Below are 24,953 nucleotides of genomic sequence, written 5' to 3'. Positions count from 1 at the left end.
CGCGCCAATGCTGGAGCAACGCTCTTAAGCAGCAGCCCCAAGCATCCCGACAATCTGCTCCCGAGCAACCTGCGCAAGCACATTCCGCTCATTCGCAGCCAACCCGACCGTCTCGATCGGCGTACCGAACCGAACACGAATGACCCCCGGCCGCACCAGAAACCCCGAAGGCGGCAACACCTTCCCGGCCCCCTCGATCGCCACCGGCAACACCCGCACACCGGCCTCCAACGCAACCTGCAGCGCCCCCGCCTTGAACGGCCCAACGACACCATCCTTGCTGCGCGTCCCTTCCGGAAACGCAGCAAACGTCGCATCCCCACGCAACTTGTCCGCCGCGGCCACCAACTTGCGCTTCGCCTCCCGCGCATTCCCGCGATCGATGAACACCATCCCCATCATCCGCGCATACCACCCGACCAACGGGATCTTCGCGATCTCGTGCTTGAGCACGAACCGCAACGGCACGGGCACCGCGCGAAACAACGACGGAATGTCGATCATCGACTGATGATTGGCGACCAGGACCATCGGCTTGGACCAGTCGATCCCCTCGGCCCCCTCGACCTCCAGCCGCGCCCCCGCACCGGCGAACAGCAACGGCGCCCAGTACCAGGCGGCCATGCGCAACGCCAACCGCGGCCCGAGCACCAGGGCCAGCACGAAGGCCACCGGCATCCCCAACACCGTCACCACGACCGTAAACAACGCTTGCAGCGCGTTGAGCGCCCCCCACATCCACCGCGCCATGCGAACCGAACCTGCCGAGCCTGAAAAACGGCCGACAGGATACCCGCACCGGCGCTTGCATCCGGCCTCCACGCCCGCATCTCCACGCTATTCGCCGGCCGCCGGGCCGGCCCCAGTCTCCAGAGGTCCCATCCCCATGCGAATGGACAAACTCACGTCGCGATTCCAGGAAGCGCTGTCCGACGCGCAGTCGCTGGCCGTCGGCCGCGACCACAGCGTGATCGAACCGGTCCACCTGCTCGCCGCGTTGCTCGACCAGCAGGGCGGCACCGCCCGGTCGGTGCTCACGCAGGCCGGCGTCAACGTGCCGCTGTTGCGCGAACGCATCGGCGAGACGCTCGAAAAACTCCCCAAGGTGTCCGGCCAGGCCGGCAACGTCAGCCTCGGCAACGATCTGGCCCGCCTGCTCAACGTCACCGACAAGCTCGCGCAGCAGCGCGGCGATACCTTCATCGCGAGCGAATTGTTACTGCTCGCGCTCGCCGACGACGGCAGCGAGGCCGGCCGCGCGCTGAAAGCCGCCGGTGCCTCGAAGCAGAAACTCGAAGCCGCCATCGACGCCATTCGCGGAGGCGAGAAAGTGCAGAGCGAAAACGCCGAAGACCAGCGCCAGGCGCTGGAGAAATACACCATCGACCTCACCGAGCGCGCCGAGAAGGGCAAGCTCGATCCGGTCGTGGGCCGCGACGAGGAAATCCGCCGCACCATCCAGGTCCTGCAGCGCCGCACCAAGAACAACCCGGTGCTCATCGGCGAGCCGGGCGTGGGCAAGACCGCGATCGTCGAAGGCCTCGCGCAACGCATCATCAACAACGAAGTGCCCGAAGGCCTGCGCGGCCGCCGCGTGCTGTCGCTCGACATGGGCGCATTGATCGCCGGCGCGAAGTTCCGCGGCGAATTCGAAGAACGCCTGAAAGCCGTGCTCAACGACCTGGCGAAGAACGAAGGCCAGATCATCCTGTTCATCGACGAACTGCACACGATGGTCGGCGCGGGCAAGGCCGAAGGTTCGATGGACGCCGGCAACATGCTCAAGCCCGCGCTCGCGCGTGGCGAACTGCATTGCATCGGCGCGACCACGCTGGACGAATACCGCAAGTACGTCGAGAAAGACGCCGCGCTCGAGCGCCGCTTCCAGAAGGTCTTCGTCGGCGAACCCAGCGTCGAGGACACCATCGCGATCCTGCGCGGCCTCAAGGAAAAATACGCCGTGCACCACGGCGTGGAGATCACCGATCCGGCGATCGTCGCCGCGGCCACCCTCTCGCACCGTTACATCAGCGACCGCCAGTTGCCCGACAAGGCCATCGACCTGATGGACGAAGCGGCCTCGCGCATCCGCATGGAGATCGACTCCAAGCCCGAGGAACTCGACCGCAAGGAACGCCGGCTGATCCAGCTGAAGATCCAGCGCGAGGCGCTGAAGAAGGAAAAGGACGCCGAATCGAAGCAGCGCCTGCAGGACCTGCAGGAAGAAATCGATCGCCTCGAACGCGAATACAACGACCTGGAAGAAGTGTGGAAGGCCGAGAAGGCCACGCTGCAGGGCGCGACCAAGATCAAGGAACAGATCGAGCAGGCCAAGCTCGAACTCGAAGGCGCGCAGCGCAAGCAGGACTTCGCGACGATGAGCGAGATCCAGTACGGCCGCTTGCCGGAACTGGAGAAGCAGTTGCAGGCGGCGCAGGAAGTCGAATCCAAGGGCTTCACGCTGCTGCAGGACAAGGTGACCGCCGAAGAGATCGCCGAAGTGGTTTCGCGTTGGACGGGCATCCCCGTCACCAAGATGCTCGAAGGCGAGCGCGAGAAGCTGCTGCAGATGGAATCGGTGCTGCAGAAGAAAGTGGTCGGCCAGGCCGAAGCGGTGCGCGCGGTGTCCGATGCGATTCGCCGTTCGCGCGCGGGTCTGTCCGATCCGAACCGGCCGAATGGATCCTTCCTCTTCCTCGGCCCGACGGGCGTGGGCAAGACCGAGTTGACCAAGGCGCTGGCGGATTTCCTGTTCGATTCGCCCGACGCGATGGTGCGCATCGACATGAGCGAATTCATGGAGAAGCATTCGGTCGCGCGCCTGATTGGTGCGCCCCCGGGCTACGTGGGTTACGAAGAGGGCGGCTATCTCACCGAAGCGGTGCGTCGCCGTCCCTACAGCGTGATCCTGCTCGACGAAGTGGAGAAGGCGCATTCGGATGTCTTCAACATCCTGCTGCAGGTGCTCGACGACGGGCGCCTGACGGACGGGCAGGGGCGCACGGTCGATTTCCGCAACACCGTGATCGTGATGACCTCCAACCTGGGCTCGCAGATGATCCAGGAACTCTCGGGCGAAACCCCGGAGGCCTACACGCAGATGAAGGCCGCGGTGATGGGCGTGGTGCAGGCGCATTTCCGGCCGGAGTTCATCAACCGGCTCGACGAGATCGTCGTGTTCCATCCGCTCGACAAGGCCCAGATCCGCGAGATCGCGCGCATCCAGACGCAATACCTGGGCAAGCGCCTGGGCGAGCGGGGCATCCGCATCGAGCTCTCCGATTCGGCGCTGGCCTTGCTCGGAAACGTGGGTTTCGACCCGGTCTACGGTGCGCGGCCGCTGAAGCGGGCGATCCAGCAGCAGCTCGAAAATCCGCTGGCGCAGATGATCCTGGCCGGTGAATTCGTGAGCGGCGATACGATCCGGGTCGAGGCCGAAGGCGGGAAATTGGCGTTCAGCAAGGGCTGAGCGCCACCGCGGCTGCTAAAATCCCGGGGCTATGATCTCCTTCCGCAATTTCTCGCTCCGCCGGGGCGAGCGCCTGTTGTTGTCCAACGTCGATCTCGCGATGCACGCGGGGTACCGCGTGGGCGTGGTCGGGCGCAACGGCACCGGCAAGTCCTCCCTGTTCGCCGCGATGATGGGCGAGGTGGAAGCCGACAAGGGCGACATCGACATGCCCGGCAAGGCGCGCATCGCCACCGTCGCACAGGAAACGCCGTCGCTGCCCGATTCGGCCATCGACTTCGTGCTCTCCGGCGACCAGGCCGTGCACGACGCGATCCAGATGGAAGCCAACGCCTTCGCCAACGAAGACTGGGAAGCCGTCGCCGTCGCGCATCACAAGCTCGAAGAACTCAACGGTTACGACGCCACCGCGCGCGCGGGCCGCTTGCTGCACGGTCTGGGTTTTCCGCCGGAAACGCACGCGAAAGCCGTTTCGGATTTCTCGGGCGGCTGGCGCGTGCGCCTCAACGTCGCGCGCGCGCTGATGACGCCGAGCGACCTGTTGCTGCTCGACGAACCGACCAACCACCTCGATCTCGACGCGGTGTTGTGGCTCGAACAATGGCTGCTGCGCTATCCCGGCACGCTGCTGGTGATTTCGCACGACCGCGAATTCCTCGACAACATCTGCACGCACACGCTGCACCTGCACGAACAGCGCGCCAAGCTCTACGCCGGCGATTACACCGCCTTCGAACGCCAGCGCGCCGAGCAATTGCGCCAGCAGCAGATCGCCTTCGAGAAGGAACAGGTCGAGCGCGCGCACCTGCAGTCGTTCATCGATCGCTTCAAGGCAAAGGCCAGCAAGGCCAAGCAGGCGCAGTCGCGCATGAAGCGCCTGGCGAAGCTCGCGGGCACCGAAGCCGTGCGCGCCGAACGTTCGCTGCACATCACCTTCCCCGAACCGCAGCGGCTGCCGACCTCGCTCGTGCGCCTGCGCGATGTCGATGCGGGCTACGGCGACGTGCAGATCCTGGGCAACGTGAACTTCGGTCTGGAAGCGGGCGATCGCGTCGGCTTGCTGGGTCCGAACGGCGCGGGTAAATCGACGCTCGTGAAAACGCTCGTCGGCGAATTGCCGCTGCTGGCGGGCGAACGCATCGCGCATCCCGACATGCGCATCGGGTATTTCGCGCAGCACACCGTCGAATCGCTGATGGCCGGGCAGACGCCCATCGACCATCTGCGCAAGGTCGCCGGCGACCTGCCGACGCAGGTGTTCCGCGATTTCCTCGGCAAGTGGAATTTCCCCGGCGACCGCGCGTTCGAATCGATCGACGGTTTCTCCGGCGGCGAGAAAGCGCGCCTGGCCTTGGCGATGATCGCGTTCAAGCAGCCCAACGTGCTGCTGCTCGACGAACCGACCAACCATCTCGACCTCGACATGCGCGAGGCGCTCGCCGAAGCGCTGAGCGATTTCGATGGCGCGATCGTGCTGGTGTCGCACGATCGCCATTTGATCGGCCTGGTCTGCGACCGCTTCGTGCGCGTGGCCGACCACAAGGTCGAGGATTTCGACGGCGACCTGGATCAATACGCGGCGTGGCTGCGTTCGCGTCCGGGCAGCGAGTCGTCGAAGGCCGAAAAGGCCGCGAAGGCGCAGCCCGCGGTTGCCGCACCGCCGCCGCCGAAGGCGCCTGCGAAGAAGATCAACACGCACGCATTGCAGAAGGCCGAGGCCCGCGTGGCGGAGCTGGAGGCGAAGATCGCGCAGCTCGACGCGCAACTCGCCGATCCGAAGGTCTATGCCGACGGCCGCGCAACCGATCTGGGCAAACAGCAATCGAAGTTGCGCAACGATCTCGAACGTGCCGAAGCCGACCTGCTGGCGTTGTACGACGCCGCCTGACTTTTCAACGAACCGAATCGAATCCCGCCATGCCCATCTACGCTTTCGAATGCACCAACTGCGGCCACACGTTCGACCGTCTGCAGAAGATGTCGGACGCCGATCCGACGACGTGCCCGAACTGCGGCAAGGAAACGGTGAAGCGCAGCATCACCGCGCCGTCGTTCCGTCTCTCGGGCAGCGGTTGGTACGAGACGGATTTCAAGAAGGACGGCGACAAGAAGAAGAATTTGACGGGGGAGGCGAGCAAGCCGGCGGAGTCGAAACCGGTGGAATCCAAGCCCGCCGCTGCGAAGCCGTCGTCGTCCGAGTAAAGCCGCGGTTTCACGTCGCGGAGTGACTCTTGGTGGCGGGGCGATGCTGCGCCACCGCGGTGTTGTATAAGGCGGCCATGCGCAAACTTCCGCGATGGACCGCACTGGGCTTGCTGGCCTGTCTCTCGCTCTCGAGCGAGGCGTTCGCCTGTTCCTTCTTTTTCCCGGTGATGCGATTCGAGCCGAACGCAAAGGCCGATGCCGCGCTGCTCCGCAGTGATCCGCCGCCCGCCGTGGACGTCAAGATCGGCGCGATCGAGCGCACGAGTTCGGCCGCGGCCTGCGACGTCTACGCAAGCGTCGACCTCGAGTTCTCTTGGTCCGATCCTTCGGCGCCGAAGTGGAGCGATGTCGGTTTCATCGTTCGCCCGGTGCTCGCGGATGGCTCCTCGCCCGAGTTCGGCAAACACGTGCATCGCACGCGCGCCGGGGACGGGGAACCCATCGAAGCCGAGATGGTGCAGGTGATCGACGGCAAGGCACACCTGGACGTGATCATCGGCGATTCCCCGCCGGGCGGCGCACTCGACTTCGACATCGACGTCACGCCGATGGATCGCGCCGGCCGCCTGGGACAAACCACGCGTGTGCACGTGCACTCGAACGCGCGCCCCGGGGAACGCTTCGAAAGCGACCTGCGCCTGAAATCGCGCCTGCTGGCGGAGGGCGACAAGCAGGGGTTCGTCTGGTTCACCCATGCGCTCGAAGCAGAGGTGAAAGCGGGAACAATCTCCTACGAACCGTGCGGACCCTACGCGCCCTATGGCTGCGGCGCGACAGAGACCGCGCTGCTTGCACGGGGCGAGATGCCGTACGCCGTGCTCGAGTGGGAAGAATCGAAACCCTGGAAGCAAGCCTGCGTGGGCGTGCGTCAATTCTCCGGTCGCGTCGCGCGCGTGGTGATGATCGACGATGGGTTGTTCACCTCCATCGCGGCCGCCGAATGGGTGCAAACCAGCGGCGCAAACTGGATACGGGACGCCGCCTTGGGATGCCGTGCACTCATGGACGTAGCGATCGCCCGCGAAACCGCCTACCTGGACGCTGGAAAAGCGCGTTACGCGCATTTCCGCCGCCTGCGCGAGCTTCGCGAAGCTGCGGAAGCCAAGGAAGCCAAACCACCGGCGAAGTCCAACTAGCCGCAGCTAAGCCGCCACACCCGCACTCCACTGCACGATCCGATTGCGGCCACCACGCTTCGCTGCAAGCAACGCCAAGTCCGCGCGATGCAGCAAATCGGACAAGGTCTCACCCATGTGCCACTCCGCGACACCCACACTCGCAGTACACGAAAACCCATCGACCGCCAGCGCACCGATCCGCTCGCACACAACCGCGATGAACTGCTCCGCCTCCAGCGCATGCATCCCCGGCAGCAACAACGCGAACTCCTCGCCGCCCACGCGCCCGATCAAACGCCCTTCGCCCTGCAACTCCAGCAGGCAATGCGCGACTGCCGCGAGCAACTGATCCCCGATGCGATGCCCGCCCTCGTCGTTCACCCGCTTGAAATGATCCAGGTCGACGAAGCAAGCACTCAGCACCTGCCCGGGCCGCATCCGCATCAACATGTCTTCGCCGGACTCGATGAAATGGCGGCGATTCAACACCGACGTCAACGCATCGAGCCGCGCGCGTTGCTCGAGCTCTTCCTCCGCGAGGAAATACCCGCGGCGCGCGTTGTCGACCGTCGCGTGCATCGCCATCGCGATCGCCCCGCCGGCCAATGCCTGGATCCCGTAGGCCAGCCACACCGTGCTGCCCGCAGCGCTGTGCCACAGGGCCAGCGCGCCTGCGAGATAGGCGCAGACGATCGCGATGAACACCGTCCGCGCGCGTGCCCAGAACGGCGCGGTCACCAGCGGCGTCGCGACGAACATCGGCAGCAGCAGTGCGAGCCCGCCGTGGCCCGGGCGCGTGCTCAGGGCGCAGAACACGAGGAACAAGGTCTGCAACGCCACGCCCGCCCAGGCGAACAGGTCGGCACTGCGCACGGTCCGCATCCACAGGCCGATGGCGCCCAGCAGCACGAAGCCGATCCACGTGAGGGGCGCCCGCAGCCAGTCGGCCAGCGGCGCCGGCATCAGCAGCGCCTGGATACCGATGAAGATCAGGAAGAACAACGGCGCGAAAAGCACCAGCCGCCGCAGGCGCGTGCCCTGCCAGCCGAACATCCTTTGTACGTACGCCGCCTCGCGTTCCGGCGGAAATACCATCGGCTGCCCCTCGCGACCCCTTGTCCTGATCCAAACGGGGGCAGCGGCCGGAGGAGGACGGGCTAGAATGGCGCCCTTTCCGGCGCCCGCGCCGGTGGCAACTCGAACGGAACCCCCATGCGTACCCACTTCTGCGGCCTCGTCGACGAGGCGCTGATCGGCCAGACCGTCACCCTGTGCGGCTGGGCCGATGTCGCCCGCGACCTCGGCGGCCTGTGCTTCATCGACCTGCGCGACCACGAAGGCATCGTCCAGATCGTCGCCGAACCGTCGGAAACCGCCGGCAACGCCGCAGTCGTGGCGGCCGCTTCCCAGGTCGGTTATGAGGATTGCCTGCGCATCACCGGCACCGTGCGCCGCCGCCAGAGCGTGAACCCGAAGATCAAGACCGGCCAGGTCGAAGTCGTCGCCACGCAGATTCAGCTGCTCAACAAGGCGGAGCCCTTGCCCTTCCACGCGCACGAGAACCCGGGCGAGGACATCCGCCTGAAGTACCGCTACCTCGACCTGCGCCGCCCGGAAATGCAGCAGATGATGCGCACGCGCATCCAGCTGGTGCAGTCGCTGCGCCGCTGGCTCGACGCGCGCGGCTTCCAGGACATCGAAACGCCGATCCTCACCAAGGCCACGCCCGAAGGCGCGCGCGACTTCCTCGTGCCCGCGCGCATGCACCACGGCGAGTTCTACGCGCTGCCGCAGTCGCCGCAGTTGTTCAAGCAGATCCTGATGATGGCGGGCTTCGACCGCTACTACCAGATCGCGCGCTGCTTCCGCGACGAAGCCCTGCGCGCCGATCGCCAGCTGGAATTCACGCAGCTGGACATGGAGTTCGCGTGGGTGTCCGAACGCGACGTGCAGGACACGGTCGAGGAAATGATCCGCGTGGTCTTCCGCGAAGTGATGAACGTCGAACTGGCGAATCCCTTCCCGCGCATGACGTACGAAGAAGCGATGCGCCGCTACGGATCGGACAAGCCGGACCTGCGCAATCCGATGGAATTCACGGATATCGCCGAACTCGTGAAGACCTGCGAATTCAAGGTCTTCACCGATTGGGCGAACCACGCCGACGGCCGCGTCGTTGCGTTGCGCACGCCGGGTGGCGCGCAGTTCTCGCGCAAGCAGATCGACGACTACGCCTCGCACGCCGCCAAGTACGGCGCGAAGGGCTTGGCGTGGATGAAGGTCGACGATCTGGCGAAGGGCCGCGAAGGCATCAACTCGCCGATCGCCAAGTTCCTCGACGATGCGACGCTCGACGCCATCCTCAAGGCCACCGGCGCGCAGAGCGGCGATGCGGTCTTCTTCGGCGCCGCCACCTACAAGTCCGCCTCCGACTTCATGGGCGCGCTGCGCCTGAAGCTCGGCAAGGACCTGGGCCTGGTCGCCGACGGCTGGACGCCGTTGTGGGTCACCGACTTCCCGATGTTCGAATGGGACGACGAAGAAAACCGCTTCGTCGCGCTCCACCATCCCTTCACCGCACCGGCCGTGGATTCGATCGAAGACCTGCGCGCGAACGCGAAGACCGCGGTCTCGCGCGGCTACGACATGGTGCTCAACGGCAACGAGATCGGCGGCGGTTCGATCCGCATCCACAACTCGAAGATGCAGAGCGCGGTGTTCGAACTGCTCGGCATCGGCGCGGAAGAAGCCGAAGGCAAGTTCGGCTTCCTGCTCGACGCGCTGAAGTACGGCGCGCCGCCGCACGGTGGCATCGCGTTCGGCATCGACCGCATCGCCGCGCTCATGGCGGGCACCGAATCGATCCGCGACGTCATCGCCTTCCCGAAGACCACGACCGCGCAGTGCCTGATGACCGGCGCGCCGTCGCCGGTGCCGGATGCGCAGCTGGCCGAGGTGCACATCCAGGTGCGCGAGAAGCCGGCGAAATGAGCGCCGACGTGATCCGCCGCGCGACGCCCGACGACGCCGCGGTGTTGTCGGATGTCGCCGAGCGCGCATTCGTGCGTGCGTTCGGCCATCTGTATCCGCCGGCGGATCTCGCGCAATTCCTGCAGGACAGTTATTCGGTCGAACAGCACGAGAAGTTCCTCGCCGATCCAAAGTGCGCGATGTGGATCGCGCAGCGCGATGGCGAGGTGGTGGGTTACGCGCTCGCAGGCCGCCCGTGCACGTTGCCGCATGCCGAGGTTCGCCCCGAAGACGGCGAGCTCAAGCGCATCTATCTGTTGCCCGAAGCGCAGAACGGCGGCCTTGGATCGCGCCTGATCCAGACGGCGTTCGATTGGCTGGAACAGGACGGCCCGACCACCTTGTGGATCGGCGTGTACTCGAAGAACTTCGGTGCGCAGCGTTTCTACGAGCGCCTGGGGTTCGAGAAGGTCGGCAATTACGAGTTCCTCGTCGGCAGCGTGCGCGATCCCGAATTCATCCTGCGCCGCGCGCCCGCCGCGTGAAACGCACCGTCGTCCTGTTGCACGGCCTGTGGATGCCGGGCGTGGCCATGCATTGGCTGGCGCGGCGCCTGGAAGACGCGGGTTACGACACCGAAGTGTTCTCGTACATGAGCGTGGCCGATGGCCCCGATCGCGCGGTGCAGGCGCTGGTCGAGCACATCGGCGCGCGTGAAGTCGACCTGGTGGCCCACAGCCTCGGCGGCCTGATCGCGATGCAGGCCTTGCGCCAGGCGCCGCAGCTCAAGGTCGGCCGGCTGGTCTGCATCGGTTCGCCGCTCAGCGGCAGCGGCGCGGCGTCGGGGCTGTTGCGGCTGCCGATGGCGGCGATCCTGCTGGGCCAGAGCGCGACATTGCTGCGCGAAGGCTTCCCCGATTGGGAGGGCGCCACGGAGGTCGGCGTGGTCGCCGGCAACTCGCCGCACGGGCTCGGCGCCTTGTTCGCAGGCTTCGGCGGGGAGCACGACGGCACGGTCGCGGTCTCCGAAACGCGCCTGCCGGGCGTGAAGGACCACGTGGTCATCGCGGCCAGCCACAGCGGACTGCTGTTTTCGGCCGAAGCCGCCGACCGCACCCTCGCTTTCCTCGGCAGCGGCCGGTTCGAAGGGCAGGGCGCTTAGCCGCCCCCGCCTGTAGAATCCGCGCCTTCGCAACGCAGCTCCTAGGTTTCCAGCATGGGTCGTGGCCCTTCCATCGAAGCCCGCAAGAACGCGGTCGACGCGCAGCGCGGCAAGATCTTCACCAAGGTGATCCGCGAAATCGGCGTGGCCGCCCGCGCCGGCGGCGGCGACCCGTCGGGCAATCCGCGCCTGCGCGCGGCGATCGACCGCGGCCTGCAGGTGAACATGTCCAAGGACGTCATCGAGCGCGCGATCAAGAAGGCCACCGGCGAACTGGAAGGCATCACCTACGAAGAGATCCGCTATGAAGGCTATGCGCCCGGCGGCGTCGCGGTGATCGTCGATTGCCTCACCGACAACAAGGTCCGCACCGTCGCCGACGTGCGCCATGCGTTCGGCAAGTTCGGCGGCAACCTCGGGACCGATGGCTCGGTCGCGTTCATGTTCAAGAAGCTCGGCGTCCTCTCCTTCGCGCCGGGCGCGGATGAAGAGCGCATCACCGAGATGGCGATCGACGCCGGCGCCGACGACATCGTGGTCTATCCCGAAGACGGCGCGATCGACGTGCTCACCGCGCCGGACGCCTTCGAAAGCGTCAAGGCCGCGATGGAAGGCGCGGGCCTGAAGGCCGACCTGTCCGAAGTGACGATGCGCGCCGACAACGACATCGCGGTGACCGGCGAGACCGCCGAGCAGGTCGGCAAGCTCCTGCGCTGGCTTGAAGACCTGGACGACGTGCAGAACGTCTACTCCAACGCCGACCTCAACGCGTAAGCACCGGCGTAGACTCAAAACGTGACCCGCATCCTCGGCATCGACCCCGGTTCCCAGCGTACCGGCGTGGGCGTGATCGACGTCGACGACGCCGGGCGTTGCACGTTCGTGCATTGCGAAGCACTGGTCCTGCTCGATGCCGCCGATTTCCCCGCGCGCCTGGGCCGCCTGTGCGAAGGCCTGGAAGCGGTGATCGACGGCTATCGGCCCGACGAGGTCGCGATCGAAACCGTCTTCATGGACAAGAACGCGTCCTCCGCGCTGAAGCTGGGCCATGCCCGCGGCGCGGCGCTCGCCACCGTCGTGCGTCGCCACCTGGCCGTGCACGAATACGCGCCGCGCCTGATCAAGCAATCGCTGGTCGGCCGCGGCGCCGCCGAAAAAACGCAGGTGCAGCACATGGTGCGCCTGCTGCTCAAACTGCCCGACACCAAACTGCAACCCGACGCCGCCGATGCGCTGGCCGTCGCACTCACGCATGCGCACATGAACGCCACCGCGTTGCGCGCCGGCGCGAGCGTGGCCTTGTTGCGCCGCCGCCGCTGATCGACGACGCGATCGACACCCACCAGGACCCAGACACGTGATCGGACGCCTCAAGGGAATGCTCGTGCACAAGCAGCCGCCGTGGCTGGTGGTGGACGTCAACGGCGTGGGCTACGAACTCGAAGCGCCGATGAGTACGTTCTACGACTTGCCCGAGATCGGCCGCGAAGTCGCCTTGTTCACGCATTACGCGCAGAAGGAAGACAGCGTGTCGCTGTACGGCTTCCTGCGCGAGAACGAGCGCCGCCTGTTCCGCGACGTGCAACGGGTCTCCGGCGTCGGCGCGAAGATCGCGCTGGCCGTGCTCTCGGGCGTGAGCGTCGAGGACTTCGCGCGCATGGTGCAGACCAGCGATGTCACCGCGCTCACGCGCATCCCGGGCATCGGCAAGAAGACCGCCGAACGCATGGTGGTCGAACTGCGCGACCGCGCGGCCGACCTCGGCGGTGGCGGCGGCCCGCTCGGTTCCCCCGGCGTGCCGGGCGATCCGCAGTCCGAAGCCACCGTGGCGCTCCAACAACTCGGTTACAAGCCTGTCGAAGCGGCGCGGATGGTGCGCGACGCGGCTGCGACGGGCGACGACGCCGCGACCATCATCCGCAAGGCGCTAAAGTCCGCGCTCCGCTGAGGCACCCCGGTCCATGGCCGATACCCGCCAAGCTCCTTCCTCCAACCACGCACATGCCCACCATGCCGGGAAGTCCGGCCTGTTCGGGCTGGCCGTCGGTGCGGTCGGCGTCGTCTTCGGCGACATCGGCACCAGCCCGCTGTACACGCTGAAGGAAGCCTTCTCGCCGCACTACGGCCTGGTGGCCAACCACGACACCGTGCTGGGCATCCTCTCGCTCGTGTTCTGGGCGCTGATGATCGTGGTGACGCTCAAGTACGTCACCATCATCATGCGCGCCGACAACGAAGGCGAGGGCGGCATCATGGCCTTGATGGCGCTGGCCCAGCGCACGTTGCCGAAAGGATCGCGCTCGGCGTACGCGGTCGGCATCCTCGGCATCTTCGGCGCCTCGCTGTTCTTCGGCGACGGCGTGATCACGCCGGCGATCACCACGCTGTCGGCGGTGGAAGGCCTGGAAGTGGTCGCGCCGCAACTGGATTCTTGGGTCGTGCCGATCACGCTGGGCATCATCGTCTTCCTGTTCGGCACGCAGCGCTTCGGCACCGCGCGCGTAGGCAAGGTGTTCGGTCCGGTGATGGTGGTGTGGTTCATTTCGCTCGCGGGCATCGGCGTGTTCAACATCCGCCACAACCCCGAGGTCTTCCACGCGATCAACCCGTGGTGGGCGATGAACTTCTTCGTCACGCATGGCGGGCACGCGATCTTCATCCTCGGTGCGGTGGTGCTCGCGGTGACGGGCGGTGAAGCGTTGTACGCGGACATGGGCCACTTCGGCGCGCGGCCGATCCGGCATGCGTGGTACTGGTTCGTGCTGCCGGCGCTGATGCTCAACTACATGGGGCAGGGCTCGTTGCTGCTGCTCGATCCCAAGGTCGCGGCCAACCCGTTCTATCTCGCCGTGCCGGCCATGGTGCGCATCCCGATGGTCGTGCTGGCCACCGCGGCGGCGGTGATCGCCTCGCAGGCGGTCATCACCGGCGCGTATTCGGTGGCGCGCCAGGCCATGCAGCTGGGCTATATCCCGCGCATGCGCATCCAGCACACCTCCAAGGACACGATCGGCCAGATCTACATCCCGTGGATCAACTGGGTGCTCGCGCTGGCGGTGATCGCGGTGGTGCTGATGTTCCGCAGCTCCACGGGCCTGGCCTCGGCGTACGGCGTGTCGGTGTCCGGCACGATGCTGATCGATACGCTGCTGCTCTTCATCGTCGCCCGCGCGATGTGGCCGAAGGCGCGCACCTGGGTGTTGCCGCTGTGCGTGCTGTTCGGCGTGATCGACGTGGCCTTCCTCGTCGCCAACGGCGTGAAGTTCCTCGACGGCGCGTGGTTCCCGGTGGTGCTGGCGATCATCGTGTTCACGGTGCTGCGCACCTGGCGTCGCGGCCGGCAGCTGCTGTACGAGGAAATCCGCAAGGAAGGCATCCAGCTGGATTCCTTCCTGCCTGGCCTGATGCTCGCGCCGCCCACGCGCGTGCCGGGCACGGCGATCTTCCTGATCGCGCAGTCGGGCATGGTGCCGCACGCGCTGCTGCACAACCTCAAGCACAACAAGGTGCTGCACGAGCGCAACGTGTTCCTGACCGTGCAGACGCTCAACGTGCCGCACGCGCCGAAGGACAAGCGCCTGAAGATCGAGGCGATCGGCGACGACTTCTACCGCATCACCGTGCGCTTCGGCTTCATGGAAGTCCCCGACGTGCCGCTGGCGCTGATGCGCTCCTGCGACATGGGCGAGAGCATCGGCATCCCCTTCGACCCGATGGACACGACGTATTTCGCCAGCCGCGAAACCATCGTCGCCGGCCGCCACCGCGGCATGCCGGTCTGGCGCGATCGCCTGTTCGCCTTCCTGCATCGCAACGCGGCACCGGCGACGGGCTTCTTCCGCATTCCGGGCAACCGCTTGGTGGAGCTCGGCGCGCAAGTCGAAATCTGAACGGGCGCGCGGACGCGTTCACCCTTTTTCGGACGGAAGCTTGGCGTCCGGCGGCGCGCAATGCGATCCTGTCCCCGCCCATCCAGGCGGTGGGTGGAAGGCAAGGGGAAATGGGGATGCTGGACAACGCGGCGCGCGAAAGTGCGCGCACGTGGGCGGTCGTCGTCGGCCACCCGGGGCACGAATTGCGATTGCTCGGCTGGATGCGCCAGGTGCGCCCCGCCGTGGCGGTCCTCACGGACGGATCGGGCAGCGGCGAACGCGGCCGCCTTCCGCAAACGATCGAATTGCTCGACAAGATCGGCGCCGCCACCGGCCCGGTCTTCGGCGTGCTCGGCGATCGCGAGGTCTACGCCGCCATGTGCGCCGGGGATGCGGCGCCGTTCCTGGCCATCGCGCACCGCCTGGCCGATTGGTTCGTCGAAACCGGCGTCGATTGCGTCGCCAGCGATGCGCCCGAAGGCTACAACCCGACGCACGACCTGTGCGCGGCGATCACCGCCGTTGCCGTGCGCCTGGCCAACCAGCGCCGCGCCGATCCGGTGCGCCACTACACCTATCCCGTGATCCTGCCCCCGGTGCCCAGGCCCGCGAGCGTGCACGTGTCGCTCGACGACGCCGCGCTCGACGAAAAGCTCGACTTCGCGCGCGCCTACGCCGCCAGCGCGGGCGGCGCCCTGATCGAAGAAACCGAACAGATGATCGCGCACTTCGGGCGTGAGGCCTTCCGCGACGAAGTGATCTCCCCGGCCGACACGCAGGGCGCGTTCGCCGCCTTCGCCACGACCGCACCGTTCTACGAAGCCTACGGCCGCAAGAAGGTCGCCGAAGGCTTGTACGACACCGCGATCTGCTTCGCGCCCCACTTCGCGCCGCTGCTGCGCGCCATGGAGGCTTGAAGTGGCCAAGGCATCGAAGGGCGGGTTGCGCGTCCTCATCACCAACAACACCGCGGCGATGCGCGCCGGGTCGGAGCTGTACGTGCTCGACCTCGCGCGCGCGCTGCTGCGCCGCGGGCACCAGCCGGTCGTCTACAGCACGGTGCTCGGCGACGTGGCCGAGTCGCTGCGTCGCGCGACCGTGCCCGTCGTCGACGATCTGTCCGCGCTGAACATCGCGCCCGACGTGATCCACGGCCAGCACCACCTGGAAACGATGACGGCCGCGCTGCACTTCGCGGGCACGCCGGTCGTGGCGCTGTGCCATGGCTGGATGCCGTGGGAAGAAACGCCGCCGGTCTTCCCGACCATCGCGCGCTGGATCGCCGTCGACGATCTGTGCGCAGAACGCCTGGCGACGACGGCGGGCGTGGATCGCACGCGCATCCGCACGCTGTACAACGGCGTGGACATCGAACGCTTCCAGCCGCGCGCGCCGCTTCCGCAGACGCCGCGCCGCGCGCTGATCTTCAGCAACTACGCCACGCGCGATGCATGGGCCGCGACCATCGAGCGCGCGTGCCGCCAGGCGGGCATCGCCGCCGACATCGCCGGCCTGTGCTCGGGCAGCGCGAGCGACGCACCGGAAACCTTGCTGCGCGATTACGACATCGTCTTCGCCAAGGCGCGTTGCGCGCTCGAAGCGATGGCCGTGGGTTGCGCGACGGTCGTCGCCGACCGCGCGGGCCTGGGAGGCCTGGTGTCCTCGTCGAACTTCGACCGCCTGCGCGCGCTGAATTTCGGCATCCGCACCATGCAGGCCGCGGCGGTCACCGAAGCTGGCGTGCTCGAAGCCATCGCCGCCTACGACGCCGAGGATGCCGCGCGCATCCGCGATCGCGTCCGCAGCGAAGGAAACTACGACGCACTCGCCGACGCGCTCGTCGTCCAGTATCGCGAAGCCATCGACGCCGGCCGCTTCCCCGATCCGCAAGCCTGCACGCAAGCCGCCGCGCGTTACCTGCGCGACACGGTCTCGCCGATGGTGAAGTCGATGGAACAGGCGCAGGCCGCGCGACGCGAAGCCGAACAGGCGCGCGAAGCGCTGATCGAATCCGCCGCCGAGGCGACGGCTGCCGCGAACAAACGCATCCAGTCCGCGATCGACGCGCGCGAAGCGGCCGTCGTCGAACGCGCCGTCGCGCTCAAGGCGCACGACGAGATGGAAGGACGCGTGGCGCGCGCATCGCAGCGTGCGCTGGATGCGGGCATCGAACGCGACGCCGCGTTCGCCGCGCGCGACGAAGCCAAGGATGCAACGCTCGTCGCGACGCTCGCGCAGGCGCGCACCGCCGAGGCGCTCGCCGAAGCCTTGCGTGCGCAGGCGCAGATCGCACTGGATCTCAGCGAAGCCTTGCGCGGGCAGGGGCAGGCGACGCGCGAGTTGGCGCAGGCGCAGGCGCACATCGCCTCGCTGCAATCGCAAATCGACGAGGCGCATCGCGTGCGCGACGAACTGCATCGCTCGCGTGCATGGCGCGCGGTGAGCACGTATCGCCGCTTCCGGGCGAAGTTCGCATGACGCCCGTGGCCGTGGTGGGCTTCGGCCGCATGGGGCGCCTGCATGCGCGCACGCTGTCGGCGATGCCCGAATATCGCCTGGCCGCCATCGTCGATCCCGACGTGGGCTGCGCCGAGGAAGCCGCCGCACTGGGGGCGACCTGGCACGCTTCGATCGAAATGCTCGAACACGACATCCGCCATGCGATCGTCGCCGTGCCGTCGGCGCGCCACGCCCAGGTCGCCTGCGCGCTCGCGCGTCGCGGCGTGCATTGCCTGATCGAAAAGCCGGCCGGTGCCAATGCGCAGGACGCGGCCGCGCTGATCGCCGCGTCCGACATCGACGGCACCTGCATGCGCGTGGCCTTCAGCGAACGCTTCAACCCGGTGATCGAATCGCTGCTCGCCGCGCCGCCGCCGACGACGCTCGCGATCCGCCGTCATTCTTCGCATGCGCTGGATGTTCCGCGCGAGAGCGACGTGTTGCGCGACCTGCTCGCGCACGACCTGGATTGGTTGTGCGCACTCGCCAAGGCCGCGCCGACGCAGATCGAAATCCTCGATGCGCGCCGTCACTACGAACGTTGGGAGGCGATCCGTTGCCGCCTGCGTTTCCCGAACGGCATGGAAGTCGACCTCTCCGCGAGCCGCATCGCCACGCGCCCCGAACGCGCCGTGCACGTCGCGGGGAAGGGCGTGCTGCCGCTGGACGAAGTGCGCGAAGACGAAGATGCGCTGACCGCACAGGCGCGCGCGTTCCTGCGCGCCACGATGGACGAACCCGCGCCGCTGGCATCGCTCGAGCAGGCCTTCCAGGTGCATCGCGTGCTGGATCGCGTCGAACGCGCCGCCTGCGAACTGGAAGCCACGCATGCAGCGTGAGGTCGCCTTCTTCGACGCGGTCGCGCTGCATGCGCCGATCGCGGACGAACTGCTGGCCGCGTGCGAACGCGTCCATCGCCATGGGCAATATCTCGACGGCCCGGAAGTCGCGGCGCTCGAAGCGCGCCTGGGCGCGTGGGTCGGCGGCGAGGCGATCGCCTGCACGTCGGGGACCACCGCGCTGGTGATGGCCTTGATGGCGGCCGGCGTCGGTGCGGGCGACGAAGTGATCCTGCCGGCTTTCACCTTCGCAGCGCCCGTCGAAGCGGTGCTGCTGCTCGGCGCGGTGCCCGTGCTGGCCGACATCGAACCGGCGACGTATACGCTCGACGTCGAGGCCACTCGCGGTGCGATCACCCCGCGCACGCGCGCCATCGTCGCGGTGTCGCTGTACGGCCAGCCGGCCGACATGCCTGCGCTGCAGACGCTGGCCGATGCGCACGGCCTGATCCTGATCGAAGACGCCGCGCAAAGTTTCGGCGCCACGCTGCACGGCACGCGCAGCGGCGCGTTCGGCCACATCGCGTGCACGAGTTTCTTCCCGACCAAACCGCTCGGCGGCTGCGGCGACGGCGGCGCGTTGTTCACGCGCGACCCCGTGCTGGCGCGCGCGCTGCGCGAGATCCGCAATCACGGCCAATCCGCCAAATACGTCCACGCGCGCCTGGGCTTCAACGGCCGCATGGATACGATGGCGTGCGCGCAGTTGTTGGTGAAACTCGCGCATTTCGAAGCGCAACTCGCCCGCCGGCGCGCGATCGCCGCGTTCTATGCGCGCGCGTTGCCCGAAGCGCTGCAACGGCCCGTCGTCCGTCCCGGGGCCGAAAGCGCGTGGGCCCTGTACACGGTCCGCATTGAATCGCGCGATGCCTTCGCGAGCGCGCTGGCGCAGGCCGGCATCCGCACCGCGATCCACTATCCCGTGCCGCTGCATCGCCAGCCGGCCTTCGCCGGGCGCTGCCGCTGCCGCTGGACGCACCTGGATGCCACGCAAACCGCCTGTGCACAGGTCCTGAGCCTGCCCCTGCATCCGGCGCTGGACGATGCGGCGCTGGCCCGCGTGGCCGAAGCGGCCGCCGACGCCCTGGCCGTCGCCGCCTGAAGTTTTGCGCCCGCGCGCAAAGGGCGCGAACATGGCGGCATGAACGACACCCGCGTCATCACGTCCACCGCCACGCGCGAAGACGAGGCCATCGAAGCCTCCATCCGCCCCAGGAAGCTTTCCGAATATCTCGGCCAGGTGCCGGTCCGGGAGCAGATGCAGATCTACATCGAGGCGGCGAAGGCGCGCGGGGAGGCGCTCGACCACGTCCTGATCTTCGGTCCGCCGGGCCTGGGCAAGACCACGCTCTCGCACGTGATCGCCAACGAACTGGGCGTCGGCCTGCGCCAGACCTCCGGCCCGGTCATCGAGAAGGCGGGCGATCTGGCCGCGCTGCTGACCAACCTGCAGCCGCACGACGTGTTGTTCATCGACGAGATCCATCGCCTCTCGCCGGCGATCGAGGAAGTGCTGTATCCGGCGATGGAAGATTTCCAGATCGACATCATGATCGGCGAAGGCCCCGCGGCCCGTTCGATCAAACTCGACCTGCCGCCCTTCACCCTGATCGGCGCGACCACGCGCGCGGGCCTGCTCACCGCGCCCCTGCGCGACCGCTTCGGCATCGTGCAGCGGCTGGAGTTCTACACGCCCGAAGAGCTCACGCGCATCGTGCGTCGTTCGGCCAACATCCTGGCCATCCAGTGTTCGCCCGAAGGCGCGGCGGAAATCGCCAACCGTTCGCGCGGCACGCCGCGCATCGCCAACCGCCTGTTGCGCCGCGTGCGCGACTTCGCGCAGGTGCGCGCGGCCGGCATCATCGACCGCGAGGTCGCAGACGCGGCGATGCAGATGCTGAAAGTCGACCCGCAGGGTTTCGACGAACTCGACCGCCGCATGCTGCGCACCATCGTCGAATCCTTCGACGGCGGCCCGGTCGGCGTGGAATCGCTCGCCGCCGCGCTGAGCGAGGAACGCGGCACGCTCGAGGACGTGATCGAGCCCTATCTCATCCAGCAGGGTTACCTGGTCCGCACCGCGCGCGGACGCATGGCCTCGGCGAAGGCGTATCGCCACCTCGGCCTGCGACCGAAGGCCGGCGCACAGGACCTCTTCGCCTCGCCTGCACCGACGGATCCCGATGATGCAAGCGGTGAATGAGCCCGTGTTCAGTTGGCCGACACGGGTGTATTGGGAGGATACCGACGCCGGTGGCGTGGTCTACCACGCGCAATACCTGGCCTTCCTCGAACGCGCGCGCACCGAATGGATGCGCGCGCAGGGGCACGGCCAGGATCACCTGCGCAACGAACATGACCTGGTGTTCGCGGTGCGGGCGATGCAGATCGACTTCCGCCTCCCGGCGCGGCTGGACGATGCGCTGCAAGTGTCCGTCGCGTTGCGCGAATGCCGTCGCGCGAGCCTGGTGCTCGTGCAGGAAATCCGCCGCGACGGGGAACTGTTGCTCGATGCGCAGGTCCGTGTCGCTGCGTTGTCGGCTTCCCGCTTCAAACCCGTTGCCATCCCCCAACCGTTGTTCGATGCATTGAACCGCCTCGTGGAGACCCCCGCATGACGCCCATCCTGATGTTGCAGGAAGCCGCCACCCAGGCCCTGCCCGACCAGGCGCCCGCGCAAACCGTGTCGATCGCCGACCAGGCGGGGCAGGCGGCGCACGCCGCATCGGCGGGCAACATCAACGTGCTCGACCTGGTCCTCCACGCGAGCATCCCGGTGCAGCTGGTGATGCTGTTGTTGCTGTTCGCGTCGATCGCCTCGTGGGTGATCATCTTCCGCAAGAAGCGCGTGCTCGACCGCGCGGAAAAAGACACCGAACGTTTCGAAGAACGTTTTTGGTCGGGTGCCGAACTGTCGAAGCTGTATGCCGGCGCCACCGAGCGCGGCCGCGTCGCCGAAGGCCTGGAAGCGATCTTCGAAGCCGGCTTCCGCGAGTTCAACCGCATCCGCCAGCGTCGCGGCGTGGACAGCCGCATCCAGCTCGAAGGCGCGCAACGCGCGATGCGCGCCACCACCTCGCGCGAAGTGGACGGCCTGGAACACAACCTCGAATTCCTCGCCAGCGTCGGTTCGATCAGCCCCTACGTGGGCCTGTTCGGCACGGTGTGGGGCATCATGATTTCCTTCCAGGGCCTGGCGAACGTGAAGGAAGCGACGATCGCCACCGTCGCGCCCGGCATTTCCGAAGCGCTGATCGCCACCGCGATGGGCCTGTTCGCCGCGATCCCGGCGGTGTGGGCCTACAACCGCTTCGCCACCAAGGTCGAACGCATCGCCACGCGTTACGACGCATTCTCCGAAGAGTTCTCCTCGATCCTCCAGCGCCAGGCGCACGCCGACGAATAAGGAGCGGGCAATGACCGCCATGTCACCGCGCCGCCATCGCAAGCGCAAACTCAAGGCCGAAATCAACGTCGTGCCGTACATCGACGTGATGCTCGTGCTGCTGATCATCTTCATGGTGACCGCGCCCTTGTTGAACCTCGGCGTCGACATCGAACTGCCGCAGTCCAACGCGCGCCCGGTGGAACAGAAGCAGGAACCGGTCGTGATCAGCATGAACGCGCAAGGCAAGCTGTGGCTGAAGCTGCAGGGCCAGGAAAACGAAGCGACGACGCTCGACGACCTCGTGCTGAAGGTCGGCGCCTTCGTGCGCAACAACAAGGACACGCCGGTGTACGTGGCCGCCGACAACGACGTGGCGTACCAGAAGGTTTATGACGTGCTCACCGCGCTGCAGACGCGCGCCAACGTGCCGCGCGCAGGCTTGATGAGCCAGCCCACGGGCGCATTGGCGCCGGGAGCCGCGAAGAAGTGAAGGAGACGCGCGCCGATACGGTGCAGTCCATCGTTGCGGCGATCGTGCTGCACGCGCTCCTGTTTGCGCTGATGTATTTCGGCCTGTTCTGGACGTGGAGCGAGGCCGACGAGATCCAGCGCGGGCCGGTGATCGAGGCCACGCTGATCGATCCCAATGCCTTGTCTGCGTCGATGCGCCGTTCGCTGGCCAAGCGGCCCGAACAGACCACGCCCGCGCCGCAGGAAATCGCGCCGATCGAGCAACCCAAGCCCGAACCGCGTCCCGAGGATGCACCGACGCCGCCGCAGCCGATCGCGCAGGAGGTCGTGCCCGAGCCCGATGTCGAAACGCAGGAAGCGGTCGTCGACGCGCCTTCGCCGAAACCGCCCGCGCCGAAGGTGCAGGAAGCGAAACAACGCCAGGAACAGATCGACACGACCGCGCAGGAACGCCAGCAACAGGCCGAGCGCGAGCGTCGCCTGAGCGCGATGGAACAGATGCGCCAGAAGCAGCTCGAAGACATCCGTCGCCAGCGCGAAGCGAACCAGAAAGAATTGAACCTGCGCGAGCAGAAGTTGCGCCAGATCGCCGATGCGCGCGGGATGGCCGAGGCCGCAGCGACGGCCGATTCGAATTCCGAAGCCTCCCCGCAACCCGGCTCGGGCGGCGATGCCGACACGCTGCGTTCGCGCTGGTTGCAGGCCATCGTCGACCAGATCCGCCAGAACTGGAGCCGCCCCGACGACGTGCCCAACGGCATGTGCCCGATCCGCATCCAGATGGAGCGGGGCGGGCGCGTGGCGTCGGTCGAAGTGCTCCCCGGTTGCCCGTACGACGAACTCACCCGGCGTTCGGTCGAAGCCGCGGTGCTGAAGGCCCAGCCGCTCCCCTACGCCGGATTCGAGCGCGTTTTCCAGCCCGAATTGCGACTGGGTTTCCGCGCGGAATGACGCGACTCGACCCGCGGGTCCGGTCTCGTTCATCTTTGTTCCACATTTCACGGCCAAGCTGTTAACTACGTCCGCTCCATTCAGGAATCCCCCGATGACCCGAACGCTGCGCCGGCTCGCCGCCACTGTCCTGCTGCTGCTCTCGACCGGCATGGCCCCTCTGGCTGCATTGGCCCAAGTCGACGCCGAAGTCGTGGGCGGTACAGCCTCGGCCCTGCCGATCGCGGTCGTTCCCTTCGCCGGTTCCACGGGCGAGAACGAAATCGGGGGCATCGTCGCCGCCGACCTCGCGCGTTCCGGCGCCTTCCGCGTGCTGCCCGATCGCGACCTCGTCGAGCGCCCGACGCGTTCGAGCGAAGTGAACTACGCCACGTGGCGCTTGTTGAAGCAGGAATTCCTGCTCGCCGGCCGCGTGATGCCCGAAGGCGGCAACCTGCGCGTGGAGTACGAGCTGTTCGACGTCTCCAAGCAGCAACGCATCCTCGGCGAAGCGAAGATCGCTCCCGGCACCGCGGCGCGCGACCTCGCGCACCAGGTCGCCGACTCGGTGTACGAAAAGATCCTCGGCGTGCGCGGCGCGTTCTGGACGCGCATCGCCTACGTCACCGCGAGCGGCACGGGCAACAACCGCCACTACCAGTTGATGGTGTCCGACAGCGACGGCTTCAATTCGCAGGCCGTGGTGAGTTCGCCGCAGCCAATTCTCTCGCCGTCGTGGAGCCCGGATGGAAAGCGCTTGGCGTACGTCAGTTTCGATCGCGGAAATTCCTCGATCTACATCCAGAACCTGACGACCAGCGGGCGCGAACTGATCGCGAGCTTCCGCGGAATCAATGGCGCGCCGAGTTTCTCGCCCGACGGTACGAAGCTCGCGATGACGCTCTCCAAGAGCGGCAACCCCGAGGTCTACGTGATGACGCTCGGCAGCAAGCAGCTGAGCCAGATCACCAACCACTTCGGCATCGACACCGAACCGGTGTGGAGCGCCGACGGCGGCACGATCTATTTCACCTCCGATCGCGGCGGCAAGCCGCAGATCTACCAGGCGTCTTCTTCCGGTGGCGGCGCCACGCGCCTGACCTTCGCGGGCAGCTACAACGCACGCGCGACGGTTTCGGCCGATGGCAAGAAAATCGCCACCGCGCAGGGCAACGGCAACACCTATCGCATCGCGCTGATGGATCGCACGATGGGCAATCGGTGGACGCCCTTGTCGCCGGGCAACCTCGACGAATCGCCGAGCTTCGCCCCCAACGCATCGATGCTGTTGTACGCCGCGAAAGAAGGCGGGCGCAGCGTTTTGTACACCGTGTCCGCCGACGGCCGCGCCCGCGCGAAGCTGCCGGTACAGGGCGCGAGCGTCCAGGAACCGGCCTGGGGCCCGTACCGGCTGAAACGCTGAACGGGCGTAGTATTTCGGATCCACGGCCGTGTCCCCCGACGCGGCCGCCCCACACTGCGAGAAGACGAGGAACGACGATGAACGCAACGACACACAAGTTCGGTCGCATCATGATGGCCGCCATGCTCTGCACGGCCGTCGTGGCCTGCTCCAAGAAGGTCAAGGAAGAGCCGGTGCAGCCGGTCGCGCCGAGCACGATGGCGCCGGTGACCGAAGCGCCCGCCGCCGCGGGTGCGTTCACGCCCGAAGACCTCGACACCGATGCCTGCCTGCGCCAGCGCGTGGTGTACTTCGACTTCGACCAGGATTCGCTGCGTCCGGAATTCCAGGCCGCGATGGCGTGCCATGCCAAGTACCTGCGCGATCGTCCGTCCGCGCGCATGTCGCTGGAAGGCAACGCCGACGAGCGTGGCAGCCGCGAATACAACCTCGGCCTCGGCGAACGCCGCGGCAACGCCGTGTCCTCCGCGCTGCAGGCCAACGGTGGTTCGGGCAGCCAGATCACCGTGGTGAGCTACGGCGAAGAACGCCCGACCTGCAACGAATCGACCGAAGATTGCTGGGCCAAGAATCGTCGCGTCGAGATCGTCTACACGGCGAAGTAAGA

At 67.0% G+C, this 24,953-nt stretch carries 24 protein-coding genes; 22 read left to right on the top strand and 2 right to left on the bottom strand.

All coding sequences use genetic code 11. From position 1 onward, the window contains the following. Positions 1–24 precede the first annotated feature (24 nt). The gene (locus AC1DOM_RS05515) at positions 25–750 is read right to left on the bottom strand and encodes a lysophospholipid acyltransferase family protein (RefSeq protein WP_498961012.1); all 726 of its coding nucleotides are present in this window, start codon (positions 748–750) and stop codon (positions 25–27) included. Positions 751–886: 136 nt separating this feature from the next. On the opposite strand from AC1DOM_RS05515, the gene clpB reads away from it, so the two are divergent. The 4 genes from clpB to AC1DOM_RS05495 all read left to right on the top strand — a co-directional run bounded on the left by clpB (position 887) and on the right by AC1DOM_RS05495 (position 6,810). Continuing rightward, positions 887–3,469: an ATP-dependent chaperone ClpB gene (gene clpB, locus AC1DOM_RS05510; RefSeq protein WP_498961010.1), complete on the top strand. Its 2,583-nt coding sequence runs from the start codon at positions 887–889 to the stop codon at positions 3,467–3,469. 31 nt (positions 3,470–3,500) lie between these two features. Beyond that, positions 3,501–5,357, top strand: coding sequence for an ABC-F family ATP-binding cassette domain-containing protein (locus AC1DOM_RS05505; RefSeq protein WP_498961008.1), 1,857 nt, complete (start codon positions 3,501–3,503; stop codon positions 5,355–5,357). 29 nt (positions 5,358–5,386) lie between these two features. Next, positions 5,387–5,671: an FmdB family zinc ribbon protein gene (locus AC1DOM_RS05500; RefSeq protein ID WP_498961006.1), complete on the top strand. Its 285-nt coding sequence runs from the start codon at positions 5,387–5,389 to the stop codon at positions 5,669–5,671. A gap of 77 nt (positions 5,672–5,748) precedes the next feature. Then, positions 5,749–6,810, top strand: coding sequence for a hypothetical protein (locus tag AC1DOM_RS05495; protein WP_498961005.1), 1,062 nt, complete (start codon positions 5,749–5,751; stop codon positions 6,808–6,810). A gap of 6 nt (positions 6,811–6,816) precedes the next feature. On the opposite strand, the gene AC1DOM_RS05490 is transcribed toward AC1DOM_RS05495, so the two are convergent. Then, on the bottom strand, positions 6,817–7,845 hold the full coding sequence (locus tag AC1DOM_RS05490; protein ID WP_498961003.1) for a GGDEF domain-containing protein: 1,029 nt from the start codon (positions 7,843–7,845) through the stop codon (positions 6,817–6,819). Between the two features lie 159 nt (positions 7,846–8,004). Here AC1DOM_RS05490 and aspS point away from each other — a divergent pair, with 159 nt between their 5' ends. The 18 genes from aspS to pal all read left to right on the top strand — a co-directional run bounded on the left by aspS (position 8,005) and on the right by pal (position 24,951). Continuing rightward, on the top strand, positions 8,005–9,783 hold the full coding sequence (gene aspS, locus AC1DOM_RS05485; protein WP_498961001.1) for an aspartate--tRNA ligase: 1,779 nt from the start codon (positions 8,005–8,007) through the stop codon (positions 9,781–9,783). Then, positions 9,780–10,307 carry a GNAT family N-acetyltransferase gene (locus tag AC1DOM_RS05480; RefSeq protein ID WP_498960999.1) on the top strand — a complete coding sequence of 176 codons (528 nt, stop codon included), beginning with the start codon at positions 9,780–9,782 and terminating at the stop codon, positions 10,305–10,307. Before aspS ends, AC1DOM_RS05480 begins: the two co-directional genes overlap by 4 nt. After that, a complete protein-coding gene (locus AC1DOM_RS05475) occupies positions 10,304–10,924 on the top strand; it encodes an alpha/beta fold hydrolase (RefSeq protein WP_498960997.1) in 621 nt (206 codons plus the stop codon). The genes AC1DOM_RS05480 and AC1DOM_RS05475 overlap by 4 nt, the downstream gene beginning before the upstream one ends. Before the next feature lie 54 nt (positions 10,925–10,978). Then, entirely contained in the window at positions 10,979–11,698 is a 720-nt protein-coding gene (locus tag AC1DOM_RS05470) for a YebC/PmpR family DNA-binding transcriptional regulator (protein ID WP_498960995.1), read from the top strand. A gap of 21 nt (positions 11,699–11,719) precedes the next feature. After that, on the top strand, positions 11,720–12,244 hold the full coding sequence (ruvC, locus tag AC1DOM_RS05465; RefSeq protein ID WP_498960994.1) for a crossover junction endodeoxyribonuclease RuvC: 525 nt from the start codon (positions 11,720–11,722) through the stop codon (positions 12,242–12,244). A gap of 37 nt (positions 12,245–12,281) precedes the next feature. Further along, the gene (gene ruvA / locus AC1DOM_RS05460) at positions 12,282–12,872 is read left to right on the top strand and encodes a Holliday junction branch migration protein RuvA (RefSeq protein ID WP_498960992.1); all 591 of its coding nucleotides are present in this window, start codon (positions 12,282–12,284) and stop codon (positions 12,870–12,872) included. 13 nt (positions 12,873–12,885) lie between these two features. Then, positions 12,886–14,814 carry a potassium transporter Kup gene (locus tag AC1DOM_RS05455; protein WP_498960989.1) on the top strand — a complete coding sequence of 643 codons (1,929 nt, stop codon included), beginning with the start codon at positions 12,886–12,888 and terminating at the stop codon, positions 14,812–14,814. Positions 14,815–14,924: 110 nt separating this feature from the next. Then, the gene (locus AC1DOM_RS05450; RefSeq protein WP_498960987.1) at positions 14,925–15,713 is read left to right on the top strand and encodes a PIG-L deacetylase family protein; all 789 of its coding nucleotides are present in this window, start codon (positions 14,925–14,927) and stop codon (positions 15,711–15,713) included. A gap of 1 nt (position 15,714) precedes the next feature. Next, entirely contained in the window at positions 15,715–17,274 is a 1,560-nt protein-coding gene (locus AC1DOM_RS05445) for a glycosyltransferase (protein WP_498960985.1), read from the top strand. Beyond that, complete coding sequence (locus tag AC1DOM_RS05440) at positions 17,271–18,134, top strand: Gfo/Idh/MocA family protein (RefSeq protein ID WP_498960983.1); 864 nt, start codon at positions 17,271–17,273, stop codon at positions 18,132–18,134. Before AC1DOM_RS05445 ends, AC1DOM_RS05440 begins: the two co-directional genes overlap by 4 nt. Next, positions 18,124–19,236: a DegT/DnrJ/EryC1/StrS family aminotransferase gene (locus tag AC1DOM_RS05435; protein ID WP_498960981.1), complete on the top strand. Its 1,113-nt coding sequence runs from the start codon at positions 18,124–18,126 to the stop codon at positions 19,234–19,236. Before AC1DOM_RS05440 ends, AC1DOM_RS05435 begins: the two co-directional genes overlap by 11 nt. A gap of 39 nt (positions 19,237–19,275) precedes the next feature. Beyond that, positions 19,276–20,337 (top strand): Holliday junction branch migration DNA helicase RuvB, encoded by a 1,062-nt coding sequence (ruvB, locus tag AC1DOM_RS05430; RefSeq protein WP_498960979.1) that lies wholly within the window; start codon positions 19,276–19,278, stop codon positions 20,335–20,337. Continuing rightward, positions 20,321–20,752: a tol-pal system-associated acyl-CoA thioesterase gene (gene ybgC, locus AC1DOM_RS05425; RefSeq protein WP_498960978.1), complete on the top strand. Its 432-nt coding sequence runs from the start codon at positions 20,321–20,323 to the stop codon at positions 20,750–20,752. The genes ruvB and ybgC overlap by 17 nt, the downstream gene beginning before the upstream one ends. After that, positions 20,749–21,540, top strand: coding sequence for a protein TolQ (tolQ, locus tag AC1DOM_RS05420; RefSeq protein WP_498960976.1), 792 nt, complete (start codon positions 20,749–20,751; stop codon positions 21,538–21,540). Before ybgC ends, tolQ begins: the two co-directional genes overlap by 4 nt. A gap of 10 nt (positions 21,541–21,550) precedes the next feature. Then, entirely contained in the window at positions 21,551–22,012 is a 462-nt protein-coding gene (tolR, locus tag AC1DOM_RS05415; RefSeq protein ID WP_498960974.1) for a protein TolR, read from the top strand. Continuing rightward, complete coding sequence (gene tolA / locus AC1DOM_RS05410; protein WP_498960972.1) at positions 22,009–22,944, top strand: cell envelope integrity protein TolA; 936 nt, start codon at positions 22,009–22,011, stop codon at positions 22,942–22,944. The genes tolR and tolA overlap by 4 nt, the downstream gene beginning before the upstream one ends. A gap of 94 nt (positions 22,945–23,038) precedes the next feature. Beyond that, on the top strand, positions 23,039–24,346 hold the full coding sequence (gene tolB, locus AC1DOM_RS05405) for a Tol-Pal system beta propeller repeat protein TolB (protein WP_498960970.1): 1,308 nt from the start codon (positions 23,039–23,041) through the stop codon (positions 24,344–24,346). Positions 24,347–24,423: 77 nt separating this feature from the next. Beyond that, positions 24,424–24,951, top strand: coding sequence for a peptidoglycan-associated lipoprotein Pal (pal, locus tag AC1DOM_RS05400; RefSeq protein WP_498960968.1), 528 nt, complete (start codon positions 24,424–24,426; stop codon positions 24,949–24,951). The last annotated feature ends 2 nt before the right edge of the window (positions 24,952–24,953 follow it).

It is taken from the genome of Lysobacter sp. P5_B12, assembly GCF_056400425.1.
Note: the sequence above shows the minus strand (reverse complement) of the source record. Positions and strands in the feature narration are given on the sequence as shown.

Coding starts and splice junctions, on each gene's coding strand:
- AC1DOM_RS05515 (WP_498961012.1), bottom strand. CDS start 750: ATGGCGCGGTGGATGTGGGGGGCGCTCAACGCGCTGCAAGCGTTGTTT.
- clpB (WP_498961010.1), top strand. CDS start 887: ATGCGAATGGACAAACTCACGTCGCGATTCCAGGAAGCGCTGTCCGAC.
- AC1DOM_RS05505 (WP_498961008.1), top strand. CDS start 3,501: ATGATCTCCTTCCGCAATTTCTCGCTCCGCCGGGGCGAGCGCCTGTTG.
- AC1DOM_RS05500 (WP_498961006.1), top strand. CDS start 5,387: ATGCCCATCTACGCTTTCGAATGCACCAACTGCGGCCACACGTTCGAC.
- AC1DOM_RS05495 (WP_498961005.1), top strand. CDS start 5,749: ATGCGCAAACTTCCGCGATGGACCGCACTGGGCTTGCTGGCCTGTCTC.
- AC1DOM_RS05490 (WP_498961003.1), bottom strand. CDS start 7,845: ATGTTCGGCTGGCAGGGCACGCGCCTGCGGCGGCTGGTGCTTTTCGCG.
- aspS (WP_498961001.1), top strand. CDS start 8,005: ATGCGTACCCACTTCTGCGGCCTCGTCGACGAGGCGCTGATCGGCCAG.
- AC1DOM_RS05480 (WP_498960999.1), top strand. CDS start 9,780: ATGAGCGCCGACGTGATCCGCCGCGCGACGCCCGACGACGCCGCGGTG.
- AC1DOM_RS05470 (WP_498960995.1), top strand. CDS start 10,979: ATGGGTCGTGGCCCTTCCATCGAAGCCCGCAAGAACGCGGTCGACGCG.
- AC1DOM_RS05455 (WP_498960989.1), top strand. CDS start 12,886: ATGGCCGATACCCGCCAAGCTCCTTCCTCCAACCACGCACATGCCCAC.
- AC1DOM_RS05450 (WP_498960987.1), top strand. CDS start 14,925: ATGGGGATGCTGGACAACGCGGCGCGCGAAAGTGCGCGCACGTGGGCG.
- AC1DOM_RS05440 (WP_498960983.1), top strand. CDS start 17,271: ATGACGCCCGTGGCCGTGGTGGGCTTCGGCCGCATGGGGCGCCTGCAT.
- AC1DOM_RS05435 (WP_498960981.1), top strand. CDS start 18,124: ATGCAGCGTGAGGTCGCCTTCTTCGACGCGGTCGCGCTGCATGCGCCG.
- ruvB (WP_498960979.1), top strand. CDS start 19,276: ATGAACGACACCCGCGTCATCACGTCCACCGCCACGCGCGAAGACGAG.
- ybgC (WP_498960978.1), top strand. CDS start 20,321: ATGCAAGCGGTGAATGAGCCCGTGTTCAGTTGGCCGACACGGGTGTAT.
- tolQ (WP_498960976.1), top strand. CDS start 20,749: ATGACGCCCATCCTGATGTTGCAGGAAGCCGCCACCCAGGCCCTGCCC.
- tolR (WP_498960974.1), top strand. CDS start 21,551: ATGACCGCCATGTCACCGCGCCGCCATCGCAAGCGCAAACTCAAGGCC.
- tolB (WP_498960970.1), top strand. CDS start 23,039: ATGACCCGAACGCTGCGCCGGCTCGCCGCCACTGTCCTGCTGCTGCTC.
- pal (WP_498960968.1), top strand. CDS start 24,424: ATGAACGCAACGACACACAAGTTCGGTCGCATCATGATGGCCGCCATG.